The 20,999-nt window shown below is 70.9% G+C and carries 15 protein-coding genes and 3 pseudogenes; 14 read left to right on the forward strand and 4 right to left on the reverse strand.

The features are described 5' to 3' along the window. The first annotated feature begins 19 nt into the window (after positions 1–19). Together OH735_RS29140 and OH735_RS29145 are read left to right on the forward strand one after the other, a co-directional pair. Positions 20–1,215, forward strand: a pseudogene (locus OH735_RS29140) (IS110 family transposase). Positions 1,216–1,507: 292 nt separating this feature from the next. Beyond that, positions 1,508–1,651, forward strand: a pseudogene (locus OH735_RS29145) (transcriptional regulator); the annotation flags it as partial. 66 nt (positions 1,652–1,717) lie between these two features. Here the strand turns inward: OH735_RS29145 and OH735_RS29150 are convergent. Then, positions 1,718–2,335: a TetR family transcriptional regulator gene (locus OH735_RS29150; protein WP_406384601.1), complete on the reverse strand. Its 618-nt coding sequence runs from the start codon at positions 2,333–2,335 to the stop codon at positions 1,718–1,720. Positions 2,336–2,578: 243 nt separating this feature from the next. Here OH735_RS29150 and OH735_RS29155 point away from each other — a divergent pair, with 243 nt between their 5' ends. Then, positions 2,579–3,745, forward strand: a complete 1,167-nt coding sequence (locus OH735_RS29155; RefSeq protein WP_406384602.1) for an IS701 family transposase — start codon at positions 2,579–2,581, stop codon at positions 3,743–3,745. 308 nt (positions 3,746–4,053) lie between these two features. On the opposite strand, the gene OH735_RS29160 is transcribed toward OH735_RS29155, so the two are convergent. After that, the gene (locus tag OH735_RS29160; RefSeq protein WP_406384604.1) at positions 4,054–5,442 is read right to left on the reverse strand and encodes a cytochrome P450; all 1,389 of its coding nucleotides are present in this window, start codon (positions 5,440–5,442) and stop codon (positions 4,054–4,056) included. Positions 5,443–5,798: 356 nt separating this feature from the next. Here OH735_RS29160 and OH735_RS29165 point away from each other — a divergent pair, with 356 nt between their 5' ends. The 11 genes from OH735_RS29165 to OH735_RS29215 are packed head-to-tail and all read left to right on the forward strand — an operon-like array spanning position 5,799 to position 18,283. Then, a complete protein-coding gene (locus OH735_RS29165) occupies positions 5,799–6,872 on the forward strand; it encodes a polyprenyl synthetase family protein (protein WP_406384606.1) in 1,074 nt (357 codons plus the stop codon). Between the two features lie 12 nt (positions 6,873–6,884). Beyond that, positions 6,885–7,595 (forward strand): methyltransferase domain-containing protein, encoded by a 711-nt coding sequence (locus tag OH735_RS29170; RefSeq protein ID WP_406384607.1) that lies wholly within the window; start codon positions 6,885–6,887, stop codon positions 7,593–7,595. Next, a complete protein-coding gene (locus tag OH735_RS29175; protein ID WP_406384608.1) occupies positions 7,589–8,482 on the forward strand; it encodes a 1,4-dihydroxy-2-naphthoate polyprenyltransferase in 894 nt (297 codons plus the stop codon). Before OH735_RS29170 ends, OH735_RS29175 begins: the two co-directional genes overlap by 7 nt. Further along, positions 8,479–10,017, forward strand: coding sequence for a flavin-containing monooxygenase (locus OH735_RS29180; protein WP_406384609.1), 1,539 nt, complete (start codon positions 8,479–8,481; stop codon positions 10,015–10,017). The genes OH735_RS29175 and OH735_RS29180 overlap by 4 nt, the downstream gene beginning before the upstream one ends. Further along, positions 10,004–10,432 carry a DUF2834 domain-containing protein gene (locus OH735_RS29185; protein ID WP_406384611.1) on the forward strand — a complete coding sequence of 143 codons (429 nt, stop codon included), beginning with the start codon at positions 10,004–10,006 and terminating at the stop codon, positions 10,430–10,432. The genes OH735_RS29180 and OH735_RS29185 overlap by 14 nt, the downstream gene beginning before the upstream one ends. After that, positions 10,429–12,312 (forward strand): squalene--hopene cyclase, encoded by a 1,884-nt coding sequence (shc, locus tag OH735_RS29190; RefSeq protein WP_406384612.1) that lies wholly within the window; start codon positions 10,429–10,431, stop codon positions 12,310–12,312. The genes OH735_RS29185 and shc overlap by 4 nt, the downstream gene beginning before the upstream one ends. Continuing rightward, a complete protein-coding gene (locus OH735_RS29195) occupies positions 12,312–13,727 on the forward strand; it encodes an FAD-dependent oxidoreductase (protein ID WP_406384613.1) in 1,416 nt (471 codons plus the stop codon). Before shc ends, OH735_RS29195 begins: the two co-directional genes overlap by 1 nt. Positions 13,728–13,732: 5 nt before the next feature. Continuing rightward, positions 13,733–14,509, forward strand: a complete 777-nt coding sequence (locus tag OH735_RS29200) for a 2,3-dihydro-2,3-dihydroxybenzoate dehydrogenase (protein ID WP_406384615.1) — start codon at positions 13,733–13,735, stop codon at positions 14,507–14,509. Between the two features lie 41 nt (positions 14,510–14,550). Then, positions 14,551–15,216: an isochorismatase family protein gene (locus tag OH735_RS29205; protein ID WP_406384616.1), complete on the forward strand. Its 666-nt coding sequence runs from the start codon at positions 14,551–14,553 to the stop codon at positions 15,214–15,216. Further along, positions 15,213–17,108 carry an anthranilate synthase family protein gene (locus tag OH735_RS29210; protein ID WP_406384617.1) on the forward strand — a complete coding sequence of 632 codons (1,896 nt, stop codon included), beginning with the start codon at positions 15,213–15,215 and terminating at the stop codon, positions 17,106–17,108. The genes OH735_RS29205 and OH735_RS29210 overlap by 4 nt, the downstream gene beginning before the upstream one ends. Further along, positions 17,105–18,283, forward strand: coding sequence for a 3-hydroxybenzoate 6-monooxygenase (locus OH735_RS29215; protein WP_406384618.1), 1,179 nt, complete (start codon positions 17,105–17,107; stop codon positions 18,281–18,283). The genes OH735_RS29210 and OH735_RS29215 overlap by 4 nt, the downstream gene beginning before the upstream one ends. 281 nt (positions 18,284–18,564) lie before the next feature. Here OH735_RS29215 and OH735_RS29220 read toward each other — a convergent pair whose 3' ends face one another. Both OH735_RS29220 and OH735_RS29225 read right to left on the reverse strand, forming a co-directional pair. Next, positions 18,565–20,094, reverse strand: a complete 1,530-nt coding sequence (locus OH735_RS29220) for a helix-turn-helix domain-containing protein (protein ID WP_406384620.1) — start codon at positions 20,092–20,094, stop codon at positions 18,565–18,567. A 260-nt stretch (positions 20,095–20,354) separates the two neighbouring features. Then, a pseudogene (locus OH735_RS29225) lies at positions 20,355–20,900 on the reverse strand (RraA family protein); the annotation flags it as partial. Between the last annotated feature and the right edge of the window lie 99 nt (positions 20,901–20,999).

Raw genomic sequence — 20,999 nt, forward strand, 5'->3', positions numbered from 1 at the left:
CACGCACGTCAGGAGCATGATGAGCCGGATATGGGCGGGGATCGACAGCGGGAAGGGTCACCATCACGGTCTCGCACTGGATGCCGACGGCAAGACGCTGCTGTCGCGGCGTGTCGCCAACGATGAGCCCGAGCTGCTGAAGCTGATCGGTGACGTCCTCGACCTCGCCGACGGCCACGAGGTCACCTGGGCGATCGACATGACCGGCGGGGAACCCGCGCTGCTGCTGGCCCTGCTGGTCAACCACGGCCAGGAGGTCCTCTACATCCCTGGCCGCCTGGTGAACCGGGCGTCCGACGGTTACCGCGGCGAGGGCAAGACCGATGCCCGCGACGCCTACGTGATCGCCGACCAGGCCAGGATGCGCCGAGACCTGCGGCCCATCCGCCCCGGAGACGAGGCCGCCCTTGAACTGCGGCTGCTGACCGGCCGCCGCGCAGACCTGGTCGAGGACCGCACCCGCGTGGTGAACCGCCTGCGCGGCACCCTGTTGAGCATGTTCCCGGCCCTGGAACGGGCTCTGGACGTGACCAACACCGGCCCGCTCAAACTGCTGACGGGCTACCAGACTGCGGCCGCGATCCGCCGCGCCGGGGCCGCGCGGCTGACCAGGTGGCTGGCCAACCGCAAGGTCCGAAACGCAAGCTCCCTTGCTGAAACGGCAGTTGAGGCCGCCGAGCGCCAGCACACAGCTGTCCCCGGGAGAAGACCATCGCGAAGCTGGTCCACACCCTGGCAGAGGAGGTGATGGCCCTCAACGAGCAGATCTCCGAGATGGACAAGCTCATCGAGGGCCGGTTTCGCGAGCACGAACTCGCCGACATCGTCCTGAGCGTCCCGGGCATCGGCGCTGTGCTCGGTGCAGAGTTCGTCGCCGCCGTCGGCGGCAGCCTGGACGACTTCGGCTCCCCGGACGCCCTGGCGGCCTTCGCCGGTGTCGCCCCCGCACCCCGCGACTCGGGCAAGGTCAGCGGCAACCTCCACCGACCGCTCACCTACCACCGACGTCTCCAGCGCGTCTTCTACACCTCCGCACTCGTCAGCGTCCGCTGCGACCCCAACTCCCGGAAGTTCTACGACCGCAAACGCGCCGAGGGGAAGAAACACGTCCAAGCCGTGCTCGCCCTCGCCCGCCGACGCGTCAACGTCATGTGGGCCTTGATCCGTGACCGACGGTGCTACGAGATCACACCCCCAGTGACCACGATCGCTTGACAACAACATTAGGAAGCGTTACATGGATTCTTGGCATAGTTCATGACGCTGTGGCGGTGCCCCGAATCCCACTCGAATCGGGCAGATCTGCGGCGTGGCTGCAGCGACTCGGCCGGATAGGGCCGTGCTTGTCGGCGTCGCGCCGAAACCGCAGATCAACCGCTCGGCTGCAATCGAGGCCCTCGTCGCCAATCGTCCTGAAAGCCCATGTAGCGCCCTCTCGATGACAGTCTCCGGGGTAGCAGGCAGCGGCCGCCGACCGGCCCGTGGGCTCCCCCTGTCCGGTGAGCCCGTCCAGTACTCCAAACACACCGTGGAATCGGTGGAGCTGGGCCGCCGGATGCCGGACGAGGCGTTCGTGGAGCGCGCGGAGGAGGCGCTGGGCAACACCGGCGCGCTGCGGAAGACCGCGCGGCATCTCACGCGGAGGGAGGCGCGGCGACCGGGCCGGAACCGCAGGTCCGGCTCGACGCAGTCGCGGCCTGCAACCGCCGGAGCGCGGTCAGGAGACGTCCGCGGTGCGGTCGGGAACGGCGCCGATGCCGCGCAGGGCGAGCTGCCACAGCTCGGCCAGGGGCTCCTGCGGTGCGGGTGGCAGCAGCAGGACCTCGCCGGGCTGTGGCAGCAGCCCCGCCTCGAGACCGGCGACCAGGCTGGCCACGAGGAGCGCGGCCGTTTCCGGCCGGGTGTCGGGGCGGAGCTGATCGCGCTCCTTCGCCTGTTGCAGGCGTGTGTGTATCAGGGGAAACCAGTAGGTTCGCCAGTTCACCCTGAGGGAGGGCTGTTCGCGGGACAGGCGTGCCGTGGCCCGCACCTCGGGGCGGGAGCCGAGCAGCTCGGCCAGCGCGCGGACGATGCCGCCGACGGACTGCAACGCGGAGTCGGCCCGCCGGTCGGCCTCCTCGACCGCCGTGCGGGTCGCCTCGATTCCGGCGGCGCACACGGCCTGCCCGAGCAACGCCTTGGTGGGGAAGTGGAAGGTGAGCGCTCCCATCGTGACCCCGGCGGCCCCGCAGACGCGGGCGAACGACGTGCCGTCGTAACCGCGGCTCGCGATCTCGGTCGCCGCGTTGTGCACCAGGTGATGTCGTGTCCGTGCCGCTCGCGCCTGCCCGGTCATGCACCCTCTCCTTCCGGGCCGGACGTCCGTGCATCTGGCCTGCCCCGGCTCGTCAACCCCGCATCCTGAGGCCTTCCGACGAGAGAAGACAGGGCAACTTGCCTAAGACGTATATGAGTTGGCGACGACCCGGCGGCGACTCGCCGAAGTAGCGCGGCTTCGGTGCACTACCTGGACGTACAAAGAGAGTGCTCTCTATGTTATTGCAGCTATCAGGGGTGAGAGCAAACAGGGGGATCAGACGTGAGCGATATCGCCGTCCAGCGCCACCGTGAAATCTCGGACCACTGTGATGAACTGCTGTCGGAGTTCGTCGACCGTCTCTTCGGCAACCTGTCGCGGACGGACCAGCGCAACCGCTCCCGCGAGTACGTGACGGGCCTGCTGACGACCCCGGGCAAGAAGTCGCTGCGGCGGATGGCGGCCGCGGTCTCCGACTCCCCGCACACCTCGCAAGCCCTGCAACAGTTCGTCAACGTCAGCCCCTGGGACTGGCGGCCGGTGCGGCACGCGCTCGCCGAGTGGGTCGAGCAGCGCCGCGCGACCACGGTATGGGGCCTGGAGGTGGCGGCGATACCCAAGCGCGGCGAGCACTCGGCCGGCGTGCACCGGCGGGCGGCCGCCGGCACCGACGGCGGGGTCAACTGCCAGTTGGGGATCGGCCTGTTCCTGGCATCGGCCGAGCTCTGCGTCCCGGTCGACTGGCGCCTGGTGCTGCCGGGGCGGTGGCAGAGCGACGGGGCGTGGCGCGCCGCGGCCCGCATCGCCGAGGACGAGGTCACGCCCGCGGAGGGAGCCTGCGCTCTCGATCTCGTACGGGCCCGGACGCGCGCCACCCGCCGCAGGGGAATCCCGGTCGTCGTCGATCTCACCCGGGTTCCGCACGACGCCATGTTCCTGTCCGGGGTCGCCGCGCTCGGGACGGGGTTCGTCGCGCAGATCTCCGGCGACACCGTCCTGCATCCGCCGGCCGGTAACCGAGGGCCGGTCTTTGCGCGACAACTTCTACGTGGTGCCCCCGAGTTACCCGAGAGCGGCGCGGGTGTCGTGGCGGGGGCGCCCGGGCACGGACCCTCGCGGGTGTGGACCTGTGTCGTCCGGCTGGCCGTCGGAACGTCGACCGGACGGCGGCGCCCCTGCAGGGTGATCGTCGAGCACCCGGCCAGGGAGCACCGCGCTCCGAGGTACTTCCTCACCGATCTCACGTACCACCAGCCCGTGGACGTCCTCGCCCTCGCGGACACCGCCGACCGGACCCGCGCCACGGTGCGCCGACTGCGGGACCACTTCGGCCTCGCGGACTTCGAGGGCCGCTCCTACCCCGGCTGGCACCACCACATGACGCTCATGTCGGCGGCCTACGCCTTCGGGTGCCTGACCGCGACGGGCACCGACAGCCGCGCGGCCTGATTCCGCGGCACGGGACTCGACGGCGACCCGGTGGTGTGCACGCAGAAAGTGTCTTTTTGCTGTGGTGACAGAAGCCCTGGACAAGCCTCGTCATTTCAGCTCAGGAGGCACTTTCGTGTTTCCGCCCAAGATCCGGACACCGCCGCAAGCGAAACGCGCAGGCTAGCTGTCAATCTTAGTGGGGAGGTCTCGGTCTCGCTCAGGGAAGAGAGCGAATTCCTCAGGCCGCGGAGGGATGTGCGGGTACTCCCGGAGGTGACCCCGTGCGGCGCGTACTCCCGTGGGAGTACGCGCCGCACGGCCTCACCTCACGTCGCGCTCGTCGCCGACCGCATGGGTGCGGTGAGCGCGACCCTCAGCCTGCCGGGATTGAGGGTGAGCTGGGGAAGGCGGGGCTGGGTGAGGCGCGTGTCCAGCAGGGTGATGTCCCAGTGGCTGAGCAGGGACGCCAGCAGCATGACGCCCTCCATCATCGAGAACTCGTCCCCGATGCACTTGCGGGCTCCGCCGCCGAACACCGTGAACGGGACCCGGGGCTTGGAGTCCTGGGCGTCCCAGCGGTCGGGGTCGAAGCGCAGCGGGTCCGGGTAGAGCTCGGGCAGGTGGCTGATGAGATACGGGCTGTACGCGAGGGTCGTGCCGCGGGGCAGGGCGTACGGGCCCAGTTCGGTGTCCTTCTCGGTCTGGCGCGTCAGGAACCAGCCGGGCGGGTACATGCGCAGCGCCTCGGTGAACACCTGCCGCGTGTAGGTGAGGTGGGGCAGATCCTCCCAGCGGGCCGTGCGGCCGCCGAGGACGGAGGTGACCTCGTCCGTGAGGCGCCGGTGCACGTCGGGGTGCGTGGCGCTGAGGCGCAGGCTCCAGTTCACCGCGCCGGCCGTGGTTTCCGTACCGGCCGAGTACATGGTCACGGCCTGGTCCACGAGTTCGTCGTCCGTGAGGGCGGGAGTGTCGCTGTCCGGGTCGCGGGCGGCCATCAGCATCGACAGGAGGGTCGCGCCTTCGGGACCTTCGGGACCTTCGGGACCTTCGGCGTCGGCGCGTCGGCGGCGCTCGGTGGTGAGTTGTGTCATCGACCGGCGGACGCGTTCGGTGGCCCGCAGGTAGCGGACGTTGCCTGGTGTGCGCACCTTGCGCAGCGGTTTCGGCAGCAGGGTGTGCCGGGTGAAGCCGGCCATGAGCGTGTCGAAGTCCGCCGCCAGGCGTGCGTGGAGTGCCGGGTCCAGGCGGGTGCCGAAGACCGAGGACAGCACGATGTCGGCGGTCAGGCTGCGCGAGGTGACGCCCAGGTCGAGCACCTGGCCGTCGTGCCAGCCGCCCACGACGGTGTCGATCCGCTGCGTGATGATGCGGGCGTAGTCGGGGAACCTGGCCTGGTGGAAGGCGGGTTGCATCAGGCGGCGCTGTCGGCGGTGTTCGGCCGCGGGGCAGGTGGCGAGGCCCTGGCCGCCCGCTTCGCGCAGGCGCTCGAAGAGCGGGCCGCCCTTGTCGAAGACCCGGTCCTGGACCAGCACGGAGCGCGTCAGTTCGGGGTCGCACACCACCACGATGGGCATGCGGGCAAACCGGATCTCCACCACGGGGCCGTGTGCGGGCAGGGTGCGCAGGAACGCCAGGGGTGAGCGCAGGAAGGCCGGCAGATGCCCCACCAGAGGCCGGGCGCCGGGGGCCCGGGGCACCGTGGAAACGCTGTTCATGTCACCAACTCCTTGTGTTTCTCGGCCGCTTGAGGTCGCACGGGGCCAGCACGTGGACTGTAAGGAGGGCGGGAGGCACCGTCCATGCCGCATCCGGGCGCGGACGCTTCTTTGGCATGTCACCCCGAGGTGGCACATGTGATCTGGATCACATGTCGTGCGTGGGCCGGGTCACGGTGTGTGCGGGCGGGCCGGAACTTCGCCACGAAATGCCGGGTTCCGCTGTTCGATGAGTGAGAGTGGAGGTGGAAACTCCGCTTTCCTTCGATAATTAATCAATTGCGTTCTGGTGTCGGCGAGTTGACGGATCCTAGCCTGTGGGTCACCTTCGACTGGTCACGGGGGAAGGCATGCGAATGAAGAGAACTTCAGTTCCGACGGCGCACCCGAACCAGAATCCAAACCGTGAGGAAATATCCCGGGTTCAGGAGCGCCTTCAGGAGGACCTGGCCCGGGTACGGGAATCGCTGAGATCATTGGTGATTCCCCCGCAGGGCCGAATCAGGGAACCGATCCGGTACGCCGTGGAGAAGCCGGGCCGGCTGCTGAGGCCCACGCTTGTCCTGCTCTCCTCCTATCTGCTGGAGGATCTGCCGGAGGGCGAACGGGACACCGTCGGGCAACAGCGCGTCATCGAGGCGGCCGCCGTCGTGGAGACGCTTCACATCGCCACGCTCTGCCACGACGACCTGATCGACGACGCGGCGCTGCGGCGCGGCAGGCCCAGTACGAACGCCGTGTACGGCGACGCGCTCGCCCTGCTGGCCGGCGACTACCTCCTCGCGCGCTGTATGCAGGTCGCCGCTTCCCTGGGCATGACGCGGGTGCAGGCCATGGCCGACACGCTGATCGACGTCTGCGTCGGGCAGATGCTGGAGTCCAGCCAACTGCACGATGCGCAGCGCACGGAGGAGGACTACCTCGCCGCCGTCTCGGGCAAGACCGCGCGCCTGCTGCGCACGGCCGCGGTCATGGGCGCACTCCAGTCGGAGGCGTCGGACGACGCCCGGGCGGCGCTGGAACGGTTCGGGCACCACCTCGGCATGGCGTTCCAGATCTGGGACGACATTCTCGACATCTGCAGCGAGGAAACCGGGAAACAGCAGGCCAAAGACATTGTGAACGGCGTCTACACCCTTCCGGTGATCTATGCGGTAAAAGACGTTCCCGACCTGGTACTGCCGCTCCTGAACGATCTCCCGATCTCCGACGAACAATGCCGCAGGATTGTCGCCGTGGTGCAGGAATGCGGCGCGATCGGCCGAACCGCCGAATTGGCGCAACGGTATATCGCGGATGCGCTGCATGTCGTCGAAACACATCCGGCGACCATGCGAAGGGCGCCCGTGGTGCGGCAATGCCTGCGTGATCTCATCGACGTGTTCGCGACCCAGCATCCGGCACTTCACGTCCTGCCCACGGCTCCGTGAGGGAGGGTGCTTGTGCCGGGAATCCGCAGCGACTTCATCACCGATTACGACTCACTCGCCGATGCCTGGTGGGACCCGCGGGGGCCTCTCGCTCCGCTCGGCTGGATCGCCCGTGCGCGCGCCGCCCATGTTCCGCGCGCCGCGCGCGAGGGGGCGTGGCTGCTCGACGTGGCCTGCGGGGGAGGGCTGTTCGGGCCGCACTTGACCGGCAAGGGGTACCAGGTGGTCGGGGTCGACCTGTCGGCCCGCTCGTTGCGCGAGGCGCTCGGCCACGGATTCGACACGGTCGCCCAGGCGGACATCGGCCGGCTCCCCTTCGCTGACGCGTCGTTCGACGTCGTCACGGCCGGGCAGTGCCTCGAGCACGTACTCGACCCGTTCCGCGTGGTCGAGGAGGCCTGCAGGGTGCTGCGGCCCGGCGGGATACTGATCGTCGACACCATCGCGACCACCGTGCTCGCCCGCGTGCTGGCCATCGGCGTCGCCGAGAACCTGCCACTGCCCGGCAAACCGCCCCGCGGCACCCACGACCACCGGCTCTTCGTCGACCGGCGGCGGCTCGTCGCCACCGCCCACGCCCACGGCGTGGCCCTGCGACTCACCGGCCTGCGCCCCCACGTCCGGGACGGACTGCGCTATCTGGTCGGACGACGTGAGGAGGTCCGCATGATTCCTACTCGGTCAACCGGCGTGCTGTACATGGGGGTTGGACGCAAATGCTGACACGCTCCCAGGAGCCGGCCATCGGCGCCCTGCGTGCGTGGATCGTGGGCGCCCGCCTCAAGACGCTGCCGGTCACCCTCGCGCCGGTCGCGGTGGGCAGCGCCGTCGCCGCCTCGCACGGCAGCCTCAGCGGATGGCGGGCCGCACTCACCCTGCTGTTCGCCCTGGGCTTCGTCCTAGGCACCAATTTCTTCAACGACTACAGCGACGGGGTGCGCGGCGCCGACGACCAGCGTGTGGGGCCCGTCCGGCTGGTCGGATCGGGACAGGCCTCACCCCGTCGCGTGCTGCGCTCGGGAATCGCCCTGTACGGCGTCGCCGTGCTCAGCGCCCTCGCCCTGGCCGTCACCGTCTCGTGGTGGCTGCTCGCCCTCGCGGTGGTGTGTGCGCTGGGCGGCTGGTTCTACACAGGAGGCGCACGCCCGTACGGCTACCGGTCGCTCGGCGACATCAGCATCTTCGTCTTCCACGGTGTCATCGCCGTGTGCGCCACCGCGTACATCCAGCTCGAGTGGATACCGCTGCTCGCGCTCGGCGCGTCCGTGCCCATCGGGCTGCTCGCCTGTGCCCTGCTGACCACGAACAACCTGCGGGACATCCCCACCGACACCGCCGCGGGCAAGATCACCGTCGCGGTCCGGCTGGGCGACCGGCGTACCCGTCACTACTACCTGGCCCTGATCGCCGCTTCCTTCGTCTGCGCGCTGCTGCTGGCCCCGGCCCGCCCGTGGGTCCTGCTCGTCCTCGGCGCCGTGCCGGCCGCCGTCCTGCCGGTGCGCCGGGTGCGGGCGGGTGCCCGTGGCCGTGACCTGATCCCGGTCCTCGAACGCACCTGTGTGCTGCTGCTCGTTTTCGGTGCGCTGCTCACGATCGGAGTGGCGCTGTGAACGAGGGCGAGCGGGAGAGCAGTGCACCGCAGCACGAGGTGCTCGTCATCGGCGCCGGGTTCTCCGGAATCGGTACCGCGATCGGGCTGCGGCGCGCCGGGATCGAGGACTTCCTTCTCCTCGAAGCGCAGGAAGACATCGGCGGCTCCTGGCACGCCAACCGCTATCCGGGCGTCGCGGTGGACATCAGTGCTTTCTCGTACTCGTACTCCTTCGAACCGAACCCGTCGTGGTCGCGGGCCTTCCCGGTGGGCGCGGAGCTCAAGGCGTACGCGGACCGGTGCGTCGACAAGTACGGTCTGCGCGCGCGGATCCGGCTCGGGGCCACGGTCGAACGGGCGGTGTACGACGAGGCAGCGCACCTGTGGCGGGTCGACCTCGCGGACGGCACCACGGTCACCGGCCGCTTCGTCGTGTGCGCCACCGGATGGCTCACCCGGCCGAAGATGCCGGACATCGAAGGACTGCACCGCTTCGCGGGCGACTTCGTGCACACCGCCCGCTGGGACCCGTCCGTCGAGCTGGCCGGGCGGCGGGTCGGCATCCTGGGCACCGGCGCCTCCGCGATCCAGCTCCTCCCGGAGATCGCCCCGTCGGCGGACCGGCTGCACGTCTTCCAGCGCACCCCCAACTGGATCTTCCCGAAGCCCGACGTGCCGATACCGCGCGCGGTGCGCAAGGTGTTCGCGGCGGCGCCCTGGACCCAGCGCACCGTCCGTCAGGTCACGGACACGGTCACCGAGCTCGGCTTCGTCATCGCCATGATCCACTACCGGCGTTTCCCCTTCCTGGTCCAGGCGGGCGAGGCCGTGTCCCGGCTGTATCTGCGCAGCCAGGTCCGCGGCGACCGCGATTTGATGGCCCGGCTGACCCCGCGCCACCGCCTGGGCTGCAAACGCCCCTCGTTCGGCAAGGGCTACTGGCGCGCGTTCACCCGCGACAACGTCAGCCTCGTCACCGAACCCGTCACCCGGGTCACCGAGACCGGCGTGACCACGGCCGACGGCGACGAGTACAAGCTCGACGTGCTGATCCTCGCCACCGGATTCCATGTGCTGGACAACCTGCCGCCCTTCCCGCTGCACGGGCTCGGCGGCCGCGACCTGGCGGAGTTCTGGCGCATCGAACGCTTCCAGACCTACGAGGGCACCTCGGTCAAGGGCTTCCCGAACCTGTGGTTCATCGTCGGGCCCTACTCCTTCACCGGCGGATCCTGGTTCGGCATGATCGACTACCAGGTCACCCACATCCTCCGGGTGATCACCGAGGCCCGTCGCCGGGGCGCCACCCAGGCCGTCGTCCGACCCGAGAAGCACGACAGGTCCTTCCGCCGGGTGCTGCGACGCCAGCCGAACACCGTGTTCGCGCACGACAGTTGCCGCGGCGCGAACAGCTACTACTTCGACCGGTACGGCGACGCGCCGGCCGTCCGCCCCGCCGCCACGTACGAGGCCGCCTGGCGGGCCCGTCACTTCGACCTCGACGACTACCGCTTCGACCGGCCCGAGGGAGGGCACCGCCATGCCACCGAGTGACCTGAGCGGTCAGGACCGCGCCCTGTGCCTGGCCTACGGGCTCTTCGCGCTCGGCGGGGGCCTCGTCATGGGCGTCCAGGCCGTGGCCTTCGTGGTGCGGGAATTCGACGCCGGGCCGCTCGGCATCGTCAGGAACTTCCTGCGGGACGCCACGGTCAACGCGGCCACCGTGTTCGTCTACGCCGACCTGGTCCTCGTCTGGGCCGCGCTGGCCGTGTTCATGATCGTCGAGGGCCGGCGGCACGGGATCGCGCACGTGTGGGCGTACATCGTCGGCGCGCCCGCCCTGGCCCTGGTCGCGAGCTTCTGCGCCTTCATGTACGTACGCCAGTTGAAGATCGCCGCCGCGCGCGGCCGCGGCACCGAGGTTGCCCCACCCGGCCACCGCACACCGACGAGAGGCAGGCAGCGATGACGACCAGTGAGGCCACCGAGTTCGCGGCGAGCACCGAGCGCTCCCTGGCTCTGGCCGCCGACGCCCTGCGTGCCCGCCAGGACCCCTCGGGGTACTGGAAAGGAGACTTCGAGACCAGCCTGATCGGCGAGTCGGGCGAGGTCATCCTCCGGCACTACCTGCGGCTGCCGGTGGACGAGACCGTGGCCGCCGCCGCCCGCACCATCCTCGCCGAACAGACACCGACGGGCGGCTGGGCCTCCTACCACGCCGGGCCCGACGAGCTGCTGCTGTCCGTGTTCTGCTACGTGGCCCTGCGCCTGGCCGGACACGCGGCGGACGAACCCGAACTGCGGGCCGCGGCCGCCTCCATCCGGGCGGCCGGCGGCATCGAGTCCGTCGACAACCTCATCATGCTGGCGTGGCTGGCCCTGATCGGCCTGTGGCCGTGGCGGGACATCCCGCTGGTCCCGCCGGAGATCGTCCTGCTGCCCAGCTCGTTCCCCGGGAACATCTACCAGTTCGGGGCCGCGGCCCGCGGCATCGTCGTCGCCAACAGCCTGTTCATGGCCGAACGCCCGGTGGTCCCGGCCGGATTCGAGATCCGGGAGCTGTTCGCCGAGCCGGACCGGCGTCGCCTGCCGCGCTCCCTCGCGGTGCGCGCCGCGACCACCCTCAGCCACCTCTACGGCCGTCACCCCATCGGCCCGCTGCGCCGCCGCGCGATCCGCAAGGCGTCCCGCTGGCTGATGAAGACCCAGGAGACGGACGGGAGCTGGGGCGGCAACTGGCCGCAGACCGCCAACGTCGTCATGGGTCTGACAGCCGTCGGCTGCCCCCAGGACCACTCGGTCCTGCGGGCCGCGATGGCGGGCCTCGACCGGTACGTCGTCGACAAGGACGGGCAGCGCCGCATCGAGATGTGGACCTCCGTGGTCATGGACACCGCCCTTGGGCTGTCCGCGAACGTCATGGCCGGCGGCCCCGAGGCGAAGGCGGCCACCGAACCGGCGGTGCGCTGGCTGCTCGACAACCAGGTCACCGAGCTGGGCGACTGGGCGGTGCTGACCCCGGACCCGGTCGCGGGCGGCTGGCCGTACGAATTCACCAACAACGCCAACCCCGACGCCGACGACACCGCCTGGGCGATGGCCGCGCTGCGCCGGATCCACCCGCGCGGCAGCGATCGCGCCGTGGACGCCGCCTGTGAGCGCGCCCACCGGTGGCTGCTGTCCCAGCAGGGCGACGACGGCGGCTGGGCGGCCTTCGAACCGCTGCGCTGGCGGCTGCCCGGACGCGACAAGCTCGCGGCCATCGGCTTCCTCGAAGCGCCCTCCGCCGACATCACCGGGCACGTCCTCGAGGCGCTCGGCGCCGACGGCCGGGCGGGCACCCCGGCCGCCCGGCGCGGCATCCACTGGCTGCGCCGCAACCAGCACGCCGACGGCTCCTGGCCCGGCTGGTGGGCCTGCTTCCACCTGCACGGCACGAGTGCCGCCGTCACCGGCATGACCGCCTGCGGCGTCCCCGGCGACGACCCGGCGATCTCCCGTGCCTGCGACTGGATCACCGCGCACCAGCAGGACGACGGCGGCTGGGGCGAGGACATCCGCGCCCTGCACCAGCCCGAGTGGATCGGCCGGGGCGCGAGCACCCCCTCCCAGACGGCCTGGGCGCTGCTCGCGCTCGTCGCGGCCGGCCGCGACGACAGCGCTCCGGTGCGCGCGGGCGTGGACTTCCTGACCCGCACCCAACAGCCCGACGGCGACTGGGCCGAACCCTGGCACACCTGGGTGGTGCACCACGACGGCCTGTACTGGCGCGACAGCCTGCTGCGCCTCATCTACCCGGTGATGGCCCTGTCGGCGTACCGGGCCGCCCTCGCCGCGCGGGAGCGGTGATGGGCACCGTCACCGTGGTGGGCGGCGGGCTCGCCGGGATGACGGCGGCCTGGACCCTGCGCGGACTCGGCCTGCCGGTACGACTGCTGGAGGCCGACCAGGAACTGGGCGGCATGGCGGGCTCGAAGGTCATCGACGGCAGGGTCGAGGACCACGGTGTGCACATCTTCCCGGCCTGGTACCGCAACACGCTGCGGCTCCTCGACGACCTCGGCCTGCGCGGCAATCTGCGGGCGACCCAGCACTTCCACCAGTTGCTGCCGGGCGAGTTCCCCGTCTTCCGCACAGCGGTGACCCCCGCCGCGGACCGGCTGCTGTTCGGCTACGGCGTCCTCGACCTCCTGTCCCAGGAGTACGGGGCGCGCGACGAATCCCTGCACGACTTCCTGCACAGCAGGTGGTACCTGACCGACGCGGCGATCGCCGACATCGAGCATCTCTTCGTCGCCTCCAGCGCGGCGGAGAGCCCCGCGGTGTCGGCGTCGGGATTCCGCGGCAGCATCGCCGCGTTCGCCCGCCATCCGGGGCGGGTCCTGATGCCCAGGGGCGACCTCCACCAGTGGCTGATCGAGCCCTTCCGGCGGCGTCTGGAGGCGGACGGCGTCGAGGTGCGCGCCGGCCGGGAGCTCGTCGGTGTGTCCATGGACGTCGGCCGGGTCAGGAGCCTGACGCTGCGGAACACGGCCGACGGCGCCACGGTGACCGAGGACGTCACCGGCCACGTCGTCCTCGCCGTGCCGCACGGACAGCTTTCCACCCTCGGCACCGACATCACCGGGTCCCTCCAACCGCCGTACGGGGTCGACGAGTTGACCTCACGCCCGCTCGGCGCGCTCCACCTCTACCTGCGCCGCCGCCTGCCGCGGCTGCCCGACGAGCACATCCGCCTGGTCGGATCGCCGCACGCCATCACGCTCCTCGACATCGGCCAGGCCTTCGAGGGGCATCACCGCACCGTCCTCAACTGTGTCGTCGGCCGGGTCTCCCGTCTCGCCGGCCTGCCGCAGGACGAGGCCGTCAAGATTCTGGTGGACGAACTCAGCACCTACCTGCCGGACTTGACCTGGACCGACATCGAGCACGTCTGCTACCAGCCGCACTTCACCGCCCCGTTCTTCGCCCCCGGCCCCGGTCTCGGCCGCTACCGGCCCCTGAGCACCACCACCCTGAAGAACCTGCACATCGCGGGCGACTTCTGCGCCGCGCCACCCGGCGTGGCCGGCATGGAAGGCGCCGTGCGCTCCGGCCTGACCGCCGCCGAATCGGTACGCGCGGCCGCCCGCCCCGACCTCTCACCCGTACGGATCGACCCCATCGGCGACATCAGCCCGGCCCTCGCCCGCACGCTGCGCCGGGCCCTCCTGCCGGTCGCCGCGGCCGTCCGTACCCTGACCCGGCGCCGCCGGCGGAGGTGATCCGTATGACGTCCAGAACCGTCCTGGTGACCGGGGCGGCCGGGGGCATCGGCGTGGCGGTCGCCCGGCTGCTGGCCGAACGGGGGGACACGGTCGTCGCCGTGGACCTCGACCCGCGGCGGCTGACCGAGCGGGTGTCGAAGCTGACCGCCGACGGACTCGCCGTCCACGCCCGCCCGGCCGACGTCACCTCGTCCGCCGCCGTCGAAGCCCTGGTGGACGGCGTCGAACGCGAACTCGGCCCGGTGGAAGCGCTGGTGAACACCGCCGGGGTGCTGCGTGTCGGCGCGGCCCACCGGCTCGACGAGCGGGACTGGGACGCCACCTTCGCCGTCAACAGCACGGGCGTCTTCCTCATGTCCCGCGCGGTCGTCCACCGCATGATCCCGCGCGGCCGGGGAGCCCTGGTGACCGTCACCTCCAACGCGGCCGGCACCGCCCGCACGGGGATGGCCGCCTACGCAGCGTCCAAGGCCGCGGCCACCGCCTACACCAAGTGCCTGGGCCTGGAGGTCGCCCGGTACAACATCCGCTGCAACGTAGTCGCCCCCGGCTCCACCGACACTCCCATGCTGCGCGGCATGCACCCCGACGGCACCGCGACCGCCGTGTGCGTCGCCGGGAGCCCGGACACGTACAAGGTGGGGATCCCACTCGGCAAGGTGGCCCACCCGCGCGACATCGCCCACGCGGTCGGCTACCTGCTCTCGGACGAGGCCGGGCACGTCACGATGCAGACGCTCACCGTCGACGGCGGAGCGACCCTCGGCGCCGCGACGTGACCCGCCGCCCACCGCGGCCGTACGAAAGGACCGACCCTGACATGTCCGGGATCCCGCCCATCGCGCCGTACCCGCTGCCGCTCCCCGACGAGCTGCCGGCCCCTGCCGTCGACTGGCAGGCCGACCCGCGCCGCGCTGTGCTGCTCATCCACGACATGCAGGAGTACTTCCTCGACCCCTTCGCGCGCGACGCGCCGCCCCGCGCACCGCTGTTGCGCAACATCGTGCGGCTGCGCCGGCAGTGCGCCGCCGCGGGGGTGCCCGTCGCCTTCACCGCCCAGCCCGGCGGCATGAACGGGTCCGAGCGCGGTCTGCTCGCGGACTTCTGGGGGCCGGGCATGCGCACCGACGCCGCACACCGCGGGATCGTCGCGGAGCTGCGTCCCGAGCCGGACGACTGGGAGTTCACGAAGTGGCGCTACAGCGCCTTCTTCCGTACGGACCTGCTGCGGCGGATGCGCGAAGCGGGCCGCGACCAGCTCGTGGTATGCGGGGTGTACGCGCACGTCGGGATACTGGCGACCGCCCTGGACGCGTTCAGCCACGACATCCAGCCGTTCCTCGTGGCCGACGCCGTCGCCGACTTCTCCGCCGCCGAGCACCGGCAGACCCTGGAGTACGCGGCCGGTTGCTGCGCGGGCGTCCTTCCGACGGCCGCCCTGTGCGCGGCGCTCACGGCAGCCGAACCGGCCGGAGAGACACGGTGACCGGCGAGGAACGCGATCCGCTCGACCGCGTACTCGACGGTTCCGCACCCGCCTTCGCCCTGCTGCACCGCCCGCAGACCACGGGCGCGCACACGGTGGAGGTCCTGCTCGCCCGGCCCGGCCACCACGCCACCCTCGCCGACCTGCCCCTGTCGACGACGCCGGAGTCCGGTGAAGGCCATGAGCTGCTGGCCCTCGTTCCGTACCGCCAGATCACCGAACGCGGCTACGCGGCCCACGACGACGCGGCGCCCCTGACCGCGCTGACCGTCACGGCCCAAGGGTCCCTCTCCCTGGGCGAGGTGCTGCGCCGGCTGCCCGACGAGCCGGTCAAGACCGAACACGAGGGCTTCGACCTGTCCGACGAGGAGTACGCCGACCTCGCGCGCCGCGTGATAACGGAGGAGATCGGCACGGGCGAGGGCGCCAACTTCGTCATCAAGCGCAGCTTCACCGCCTGGCTGCCGGGCTTCTCCACCGCCGCCGCCCTCTCCTTCTACCGCCGCCTGCTGGAACGGGAGAACGGCGCCTACTGGACGTTCCTCATCCACACCGGTGACCGCTGCCTCGTCGGCGCGAGCCCCGAGCGGCACATCAGCCTGCGCGACGGCACCGCCGTGATGAACCCCATCAGCGGCACCTACTGCTACCCGCCCGGCGGCCCCACCCTCGACGGTGTCCTGTCCTTCCTCACGGACCGCAAGGAGACCGACGAGCTGTACATGGTCGTCGACGAGGAACTGAAGATGATGAGCCGGGTGTGCCCCTCCGGAGTGCGCCTGACCGGCCCCCGCCTCAGGGAGATGGCGCGCCTCGCGCACACCGAGTACCTCATCGAGGGCCACACCTGCCTCGACGTGCGGGACATGCTCTGCGAGACACTGCTCGCGCCGACGGTCACCGGGTCGCCCCTGGAGAACGCGGCCCGCGTGATCCGCCGTCACGAACCCACCGGCCGCGGCTACTACAGCGGCGTGGCCGCCCTCATCGGCCGCGACGCCACCGGCCGACGCGTCCTCGACTCGTCGATCCTGATCCGTACGGCCGACATCACGACCGACGGCCACCTGCGCATCGGCGTCGGCGCGACGCTCGTCCGCCACTCCGACCCGGCCGCCGAGGCCCGCGAGACCCGGGCCAAGGCGGCGGGCCTGCTCGCCGCGCTCGCCGCCCCGGCACCCAGCGGCTTCGCCAACCACCCCGACGTCCGGGCGGCGCTGGCCGGACGCAACGCCGAGGTCGCCGGGTTCTGGCTCGGCGAACCGGAGGAGCACGCGGAACCGCCGCCCGCACCGCTGGAGGGACGCAGGGTCCTCGTCATCGACGCCGAGGACACCTTCACCGCCATGCTCGCCCGTCAGATCCAGTCGCTCGGGGTGCAGACCCGTGTGCGCCGCTTCGACGAGGAGTACGACGTTACGGCGTACGACGCCGTGGTCCTCGGCCCGGGACCCGGCGACCCCGCACAGACCCACCCGAAGATCACCCACCTCAGGTCGACGGCGTCCCGGCTGCTCGCCGAGCGGCGCCCCTTCCTCGCCGTGTGCCTGAGTCACCAGGTGCTCGGCGCGCTCCTCGGCCTGCCGCTGGTGCGCCGGACCGTGCCGAACCAAGGAGTGCGACGCGAGATCGACCTGTTCGGGCGCCGTGAACACGTCGGCTTCTACAACACGTACGCGGCCCACTGCGACGAGGACGTCCTCGACCACCCCGTCGTCGGCCGGGTCGAGGCCAGCAGGGACCCGGTCGGCGGCGACGTGCACGCCCTGCGCGGCACCGGATTCGCCTCGACGCAGTTCCACGCCGAGTCGGTCCTCACCCGGGACGGGCCCCGCATCCTCGGCGCGCTGCTCGCCCATGCCCTGCGGCGGGGCGTCAGGACGGCGTCATGACCCACGCACTGGTGGCGGGCGGCGGCATCGGCGGCCTCGCCACCGCCCTCTCCCTCGCCCGCACGGGACACCGCGTCACCGTCCTCGAGCGCGAGGACACCTTCGCCGAACTCGGGGCGGGCATCCAGATCGGGCCCAACGGCTTCCACGCCCTGAACCTCCTGGGCGTGGGCCCGCACGTGCGGCGCCGCGCCGTCTTCGTCGACGAACTGCGCCTGATGGACGGGCCGTCGGGCCGGATGCTGATCAGCATGTCCGTCACCGCCCGCTACCGGAAACGCTTCGGCAACCCGTACGCGGTCGTCCATCGCAGCGACCTGCACACGCCGCTCCTGACAGCCTGCCGGTCGCACCAGGCGATCGCCCTCGTCACCCGCGCCGCCGTGCGCGGATACACCCAGGACCCGGGGCGGGTGACCGTGACCACTGAGGACGGGCGCACCTTCACCGGCGGGCTCCTGATCGGTGCCGACGGCCTGCGCTCCACGGTCCGCGCCCAACTCGTGGGCGACGGCGCACCCCGGGTCTGCGGTCACACCATCTACCGCTCGGTGATCCCGGTGGAGCGGGTGCCGCCCGCGCTGCGCGAGAACGCGGTGACCCTGTGGGCGGGCCCCGACTGGCACGTCGTCCACTACCTCATCGGCGGCGGCGAGTACCTCAACCTCGCGGCGACCCTGGACGACCGCGCCCGCGAACCGGTCTCCGGCCGCCCCGTCCCCCGCCCCGTCGTGCTGGACAGCTTCCCCGGCCTGGGCGAGGACGCCCGCCGCCTCCTGGAACTCGGTGACCAGTGGCGCCAATGGGTGCTGTGTGACCGTGACCCGGTCGGGACCTGGGCCGACGGCAGGGCCGCGCTCATGGGCGACGCCGCCCACCCGATGCTGCAGTACGCGGCCCAGGGCGCCTGCCAGGCCCTGGAGGACGCCGTGGTCCTCGGCGACGTCCTGGCAGACGCGGCCGACGACCAGGTGCCGCACCGCCTGCGGGAGTACAACGCCGCGCGACGCGAGCGCACCGCGCGCGTCCAGCTCCTGTCCCGTGCCATGGGCACGCGGCTCTACCACCCGGCGGGGGAGCGGGCCCGTGAGCGCGACGCGATGCTGGGTTCGCTCACCGAGGAGGACCTGTACGAGAAGGTCGCCTGGCTGCACGGAGCCCGGCACTTCGGGTGAGGCAGGAGGACGACGGCGCGGGCCCGCTCGGTGAACGCCCAGGAGCCGAACTGCCCGGAACCCGCCCCGACCTGTGCTCGTCTGTGAGTCACTCAGGCCGCCGCCCTTCCGGTGACGCATCACGTGGGGTGCCGGGCAATCCGCTCCCCAGCCCCTGAGATCGACAGTCTCCCGGCCCGGCCCAAAAGTCCCTGAGAAGTCCCACAGGCGAAGCCGAACCTCCTCCTGGCTCGCATATGCACAGGTCAGGAGGGGTGTAGTGGTGTTGTTTCCGAAGCCTTTCAGATGTCCCGGAAGATCTCGATCTGCGCGCCCACGGAGTTGAGCCGCTCCGCCAGCTCCTCGTAACCGCGGTTGATGACGTACACGTTGCGCAGTACGGACGTGCCCTCCGCCGCCATCATGGCGAGCAGCACGACCACGGCGGGCCGCAGCGCGGGCGGGCACATCATCTCGGCGGCGCGCCAGCGGGTGGGGCCCTCGACGAGTACCCGGTGCGGGTCCAGGAGTTGCAGCCTGCCGCCGAGGCGGTTCAGGTCGGTGAGGTAGATGGCCCGGTTGTCGTAGACCCAGTCGTGGATGAGGGTCTGGCCCTGGGCCGAGGCGGCGATGGCCGCGAAGAAGGGCACATTGTCGATGTTGAGCCCGGGGAACGGCATGGGGTGGACCTTGTCGATCGGCGCCTCCAGTTTGGAGGGGCGGACCGTGAGGTCGACCAGTCTGGTACGGCCGTTGTCGGCGGCGTACTCCGTCGTACGGTCGCAGTCGACGCCCATCTCTTCCAGTACCGCGAGCTCGATCTCCAGGAACTCGATCGGTACCCGGCGGATCGTCAGCTCGGACTCCGTCACCACGGCGGCGGCGAGCAGACTCATCGCCTCGACCGGGTCTTCGGAGGGGGAGTAGTCGACGTCCACATCTATGTGCGGGACGCCGTGCACGGTCAGTGTGGTCGTGCCTATGCCGTCCACGCGTATGCCCAGTGCCTCCAGGAAGAAGCAGAGGTCCTGGACCATGTAGTTGGAGGAGGCGTTACGGATGACGGTCGTGCCGTCGTGCCGGGCGGCGGCCAGCAGTGCGTTCTCGGTCACGGTGTCCCCGCGCTCGGTGAGCACGATGGGACGGTCGGGCGTGACCGAGTGGTCTATCTGCGCGTGGTAGAGCCCCTCGGTCGCGGCGATCTCCAGCCCGAACCGGCGCAGCGCGATCATGTGCGGCTCGATCGTCCGCGTACCGAGGTCGCAGCCGCCCGCGTACGGAAGCTTGAACGCGTCCATCCGGTGCAGCAGCGGGCCGAGGAACATGATGATGGAACGGGTCCGACGGGCGGCGTCCGCGTCGATGGCGTCCAGGTCGAGCCGGGCGGGCGGGACGATCTCCAGATCGATCCCCTCGTTGATCCACCGGGTCCGCACGCCGATGGAGTTCAGCACCTCCAGGAGGCGGTAGACCTCCTCGATGCGGGCCACGCGGCGCAGCACCGTACGGCCCCTGTTGAGCAGTGAGGCGCAGAGCAGCGCCACGCACGCGTTCTTGCTCGTCTTGACGTCGATGGAGCCCGAGAGCCGGCGCCCGCCGACCACTCGCAGGTGCATCGGCCCGGCGTAGCCGAGCGACACGATCTCGCTGTCGAGTGCTTCACCGATGCGCGCGATCATCTCAAGGCTGATGTTCTGGTTGCCGCGCTCGATGCGATTGACCGCGCTCTGACTGGTGGCGAGCGCCTCGGCGAGCTGACTCTGTGTCCAGCCACGATGCTGACGCGCGTCACGGATGAGCTTGCCGATGCGTACGAGGTAATCGTCTGACATGACGAAAGGCTATCTCAGATATGAGATGAGCCCTGGGGCGGGGTACGCCGTTCGGGTGACGGCCGTGTGCAGGCGCGGCAGTTGTCCGGCCGCGATCGCGTGACGAACGGGTGCGGGTCACGGATGCGCCGTGCGTTCCATGGTGCACCGGGCTCGTCGGGAAGGCGCGCGGTGTACGTCCGTCCGGGGCGGACGTACACCAGCCTCGGCCCGGCTTCCCGGGTCAGCCCTCGAAGCCGCCTTCAGCCCGGCTCCCCAGGTCAGCCCTCGAAGCCGCCCTCGGCCAGGATCGCGTCGATGCGCTCACGATGAGCCTTCTCCCACGCGTCGAGGGTTTCCCCGGCCTCCTTGGCCAACTTCTTCCGGGCGTCGCGCAGTACGTCCTCCCGGCGGGCGCGGAGTGTGACCACGACGCCCTCTTCGTCGGCCACCACGATGTCGCCGGGGGCGACGGCCACCCCACCGCACCGCACCGGGGCATTGAGCGGCCGGACGGCCTTCTTGGTGCCCGGGATGGGGATGACTCCCCTGGCGAAGACGGGGAAACCCATCTCGCGCACCTCGGCGAGGTCGCGGATCACTCCGTCGGTCACGAACGCCGCGATCCCGCGGCGCTGGGCGACGGCACAGACGTTTCCTCCGGCGAGCGCGTAGTCCGCGTCCCCCGCCTCCACGACGATGACCGAGCCGGGTTCCGCGCGGTGGACGGCCGCGTGCAGCATCAGGTTGTCGCCCGGAGGGCGGCGCACGGTGAAGACCGGTCCGGCGACTCGCGGGACCGACGGCCACAGGGGCCGGATGCCGATGCTCGAAGCGAGCCGTCACGCAGTCCAGCAGCGGACGCCGCCGACACTCCCGTGCTGCATCCCCGTACGACAGCTCGACGTACGGCTCCGCAAGATCTG

Source organism: Streptomyces sp. NBC_01618 (assembly GCF_045209435.1).
In the GTDB taxonomy this organism is placed as follows: Bacteria; Actinomycetota; Actinomycetes; order Streptomycetales; family Streptomycetaceae; genus Streptomyces.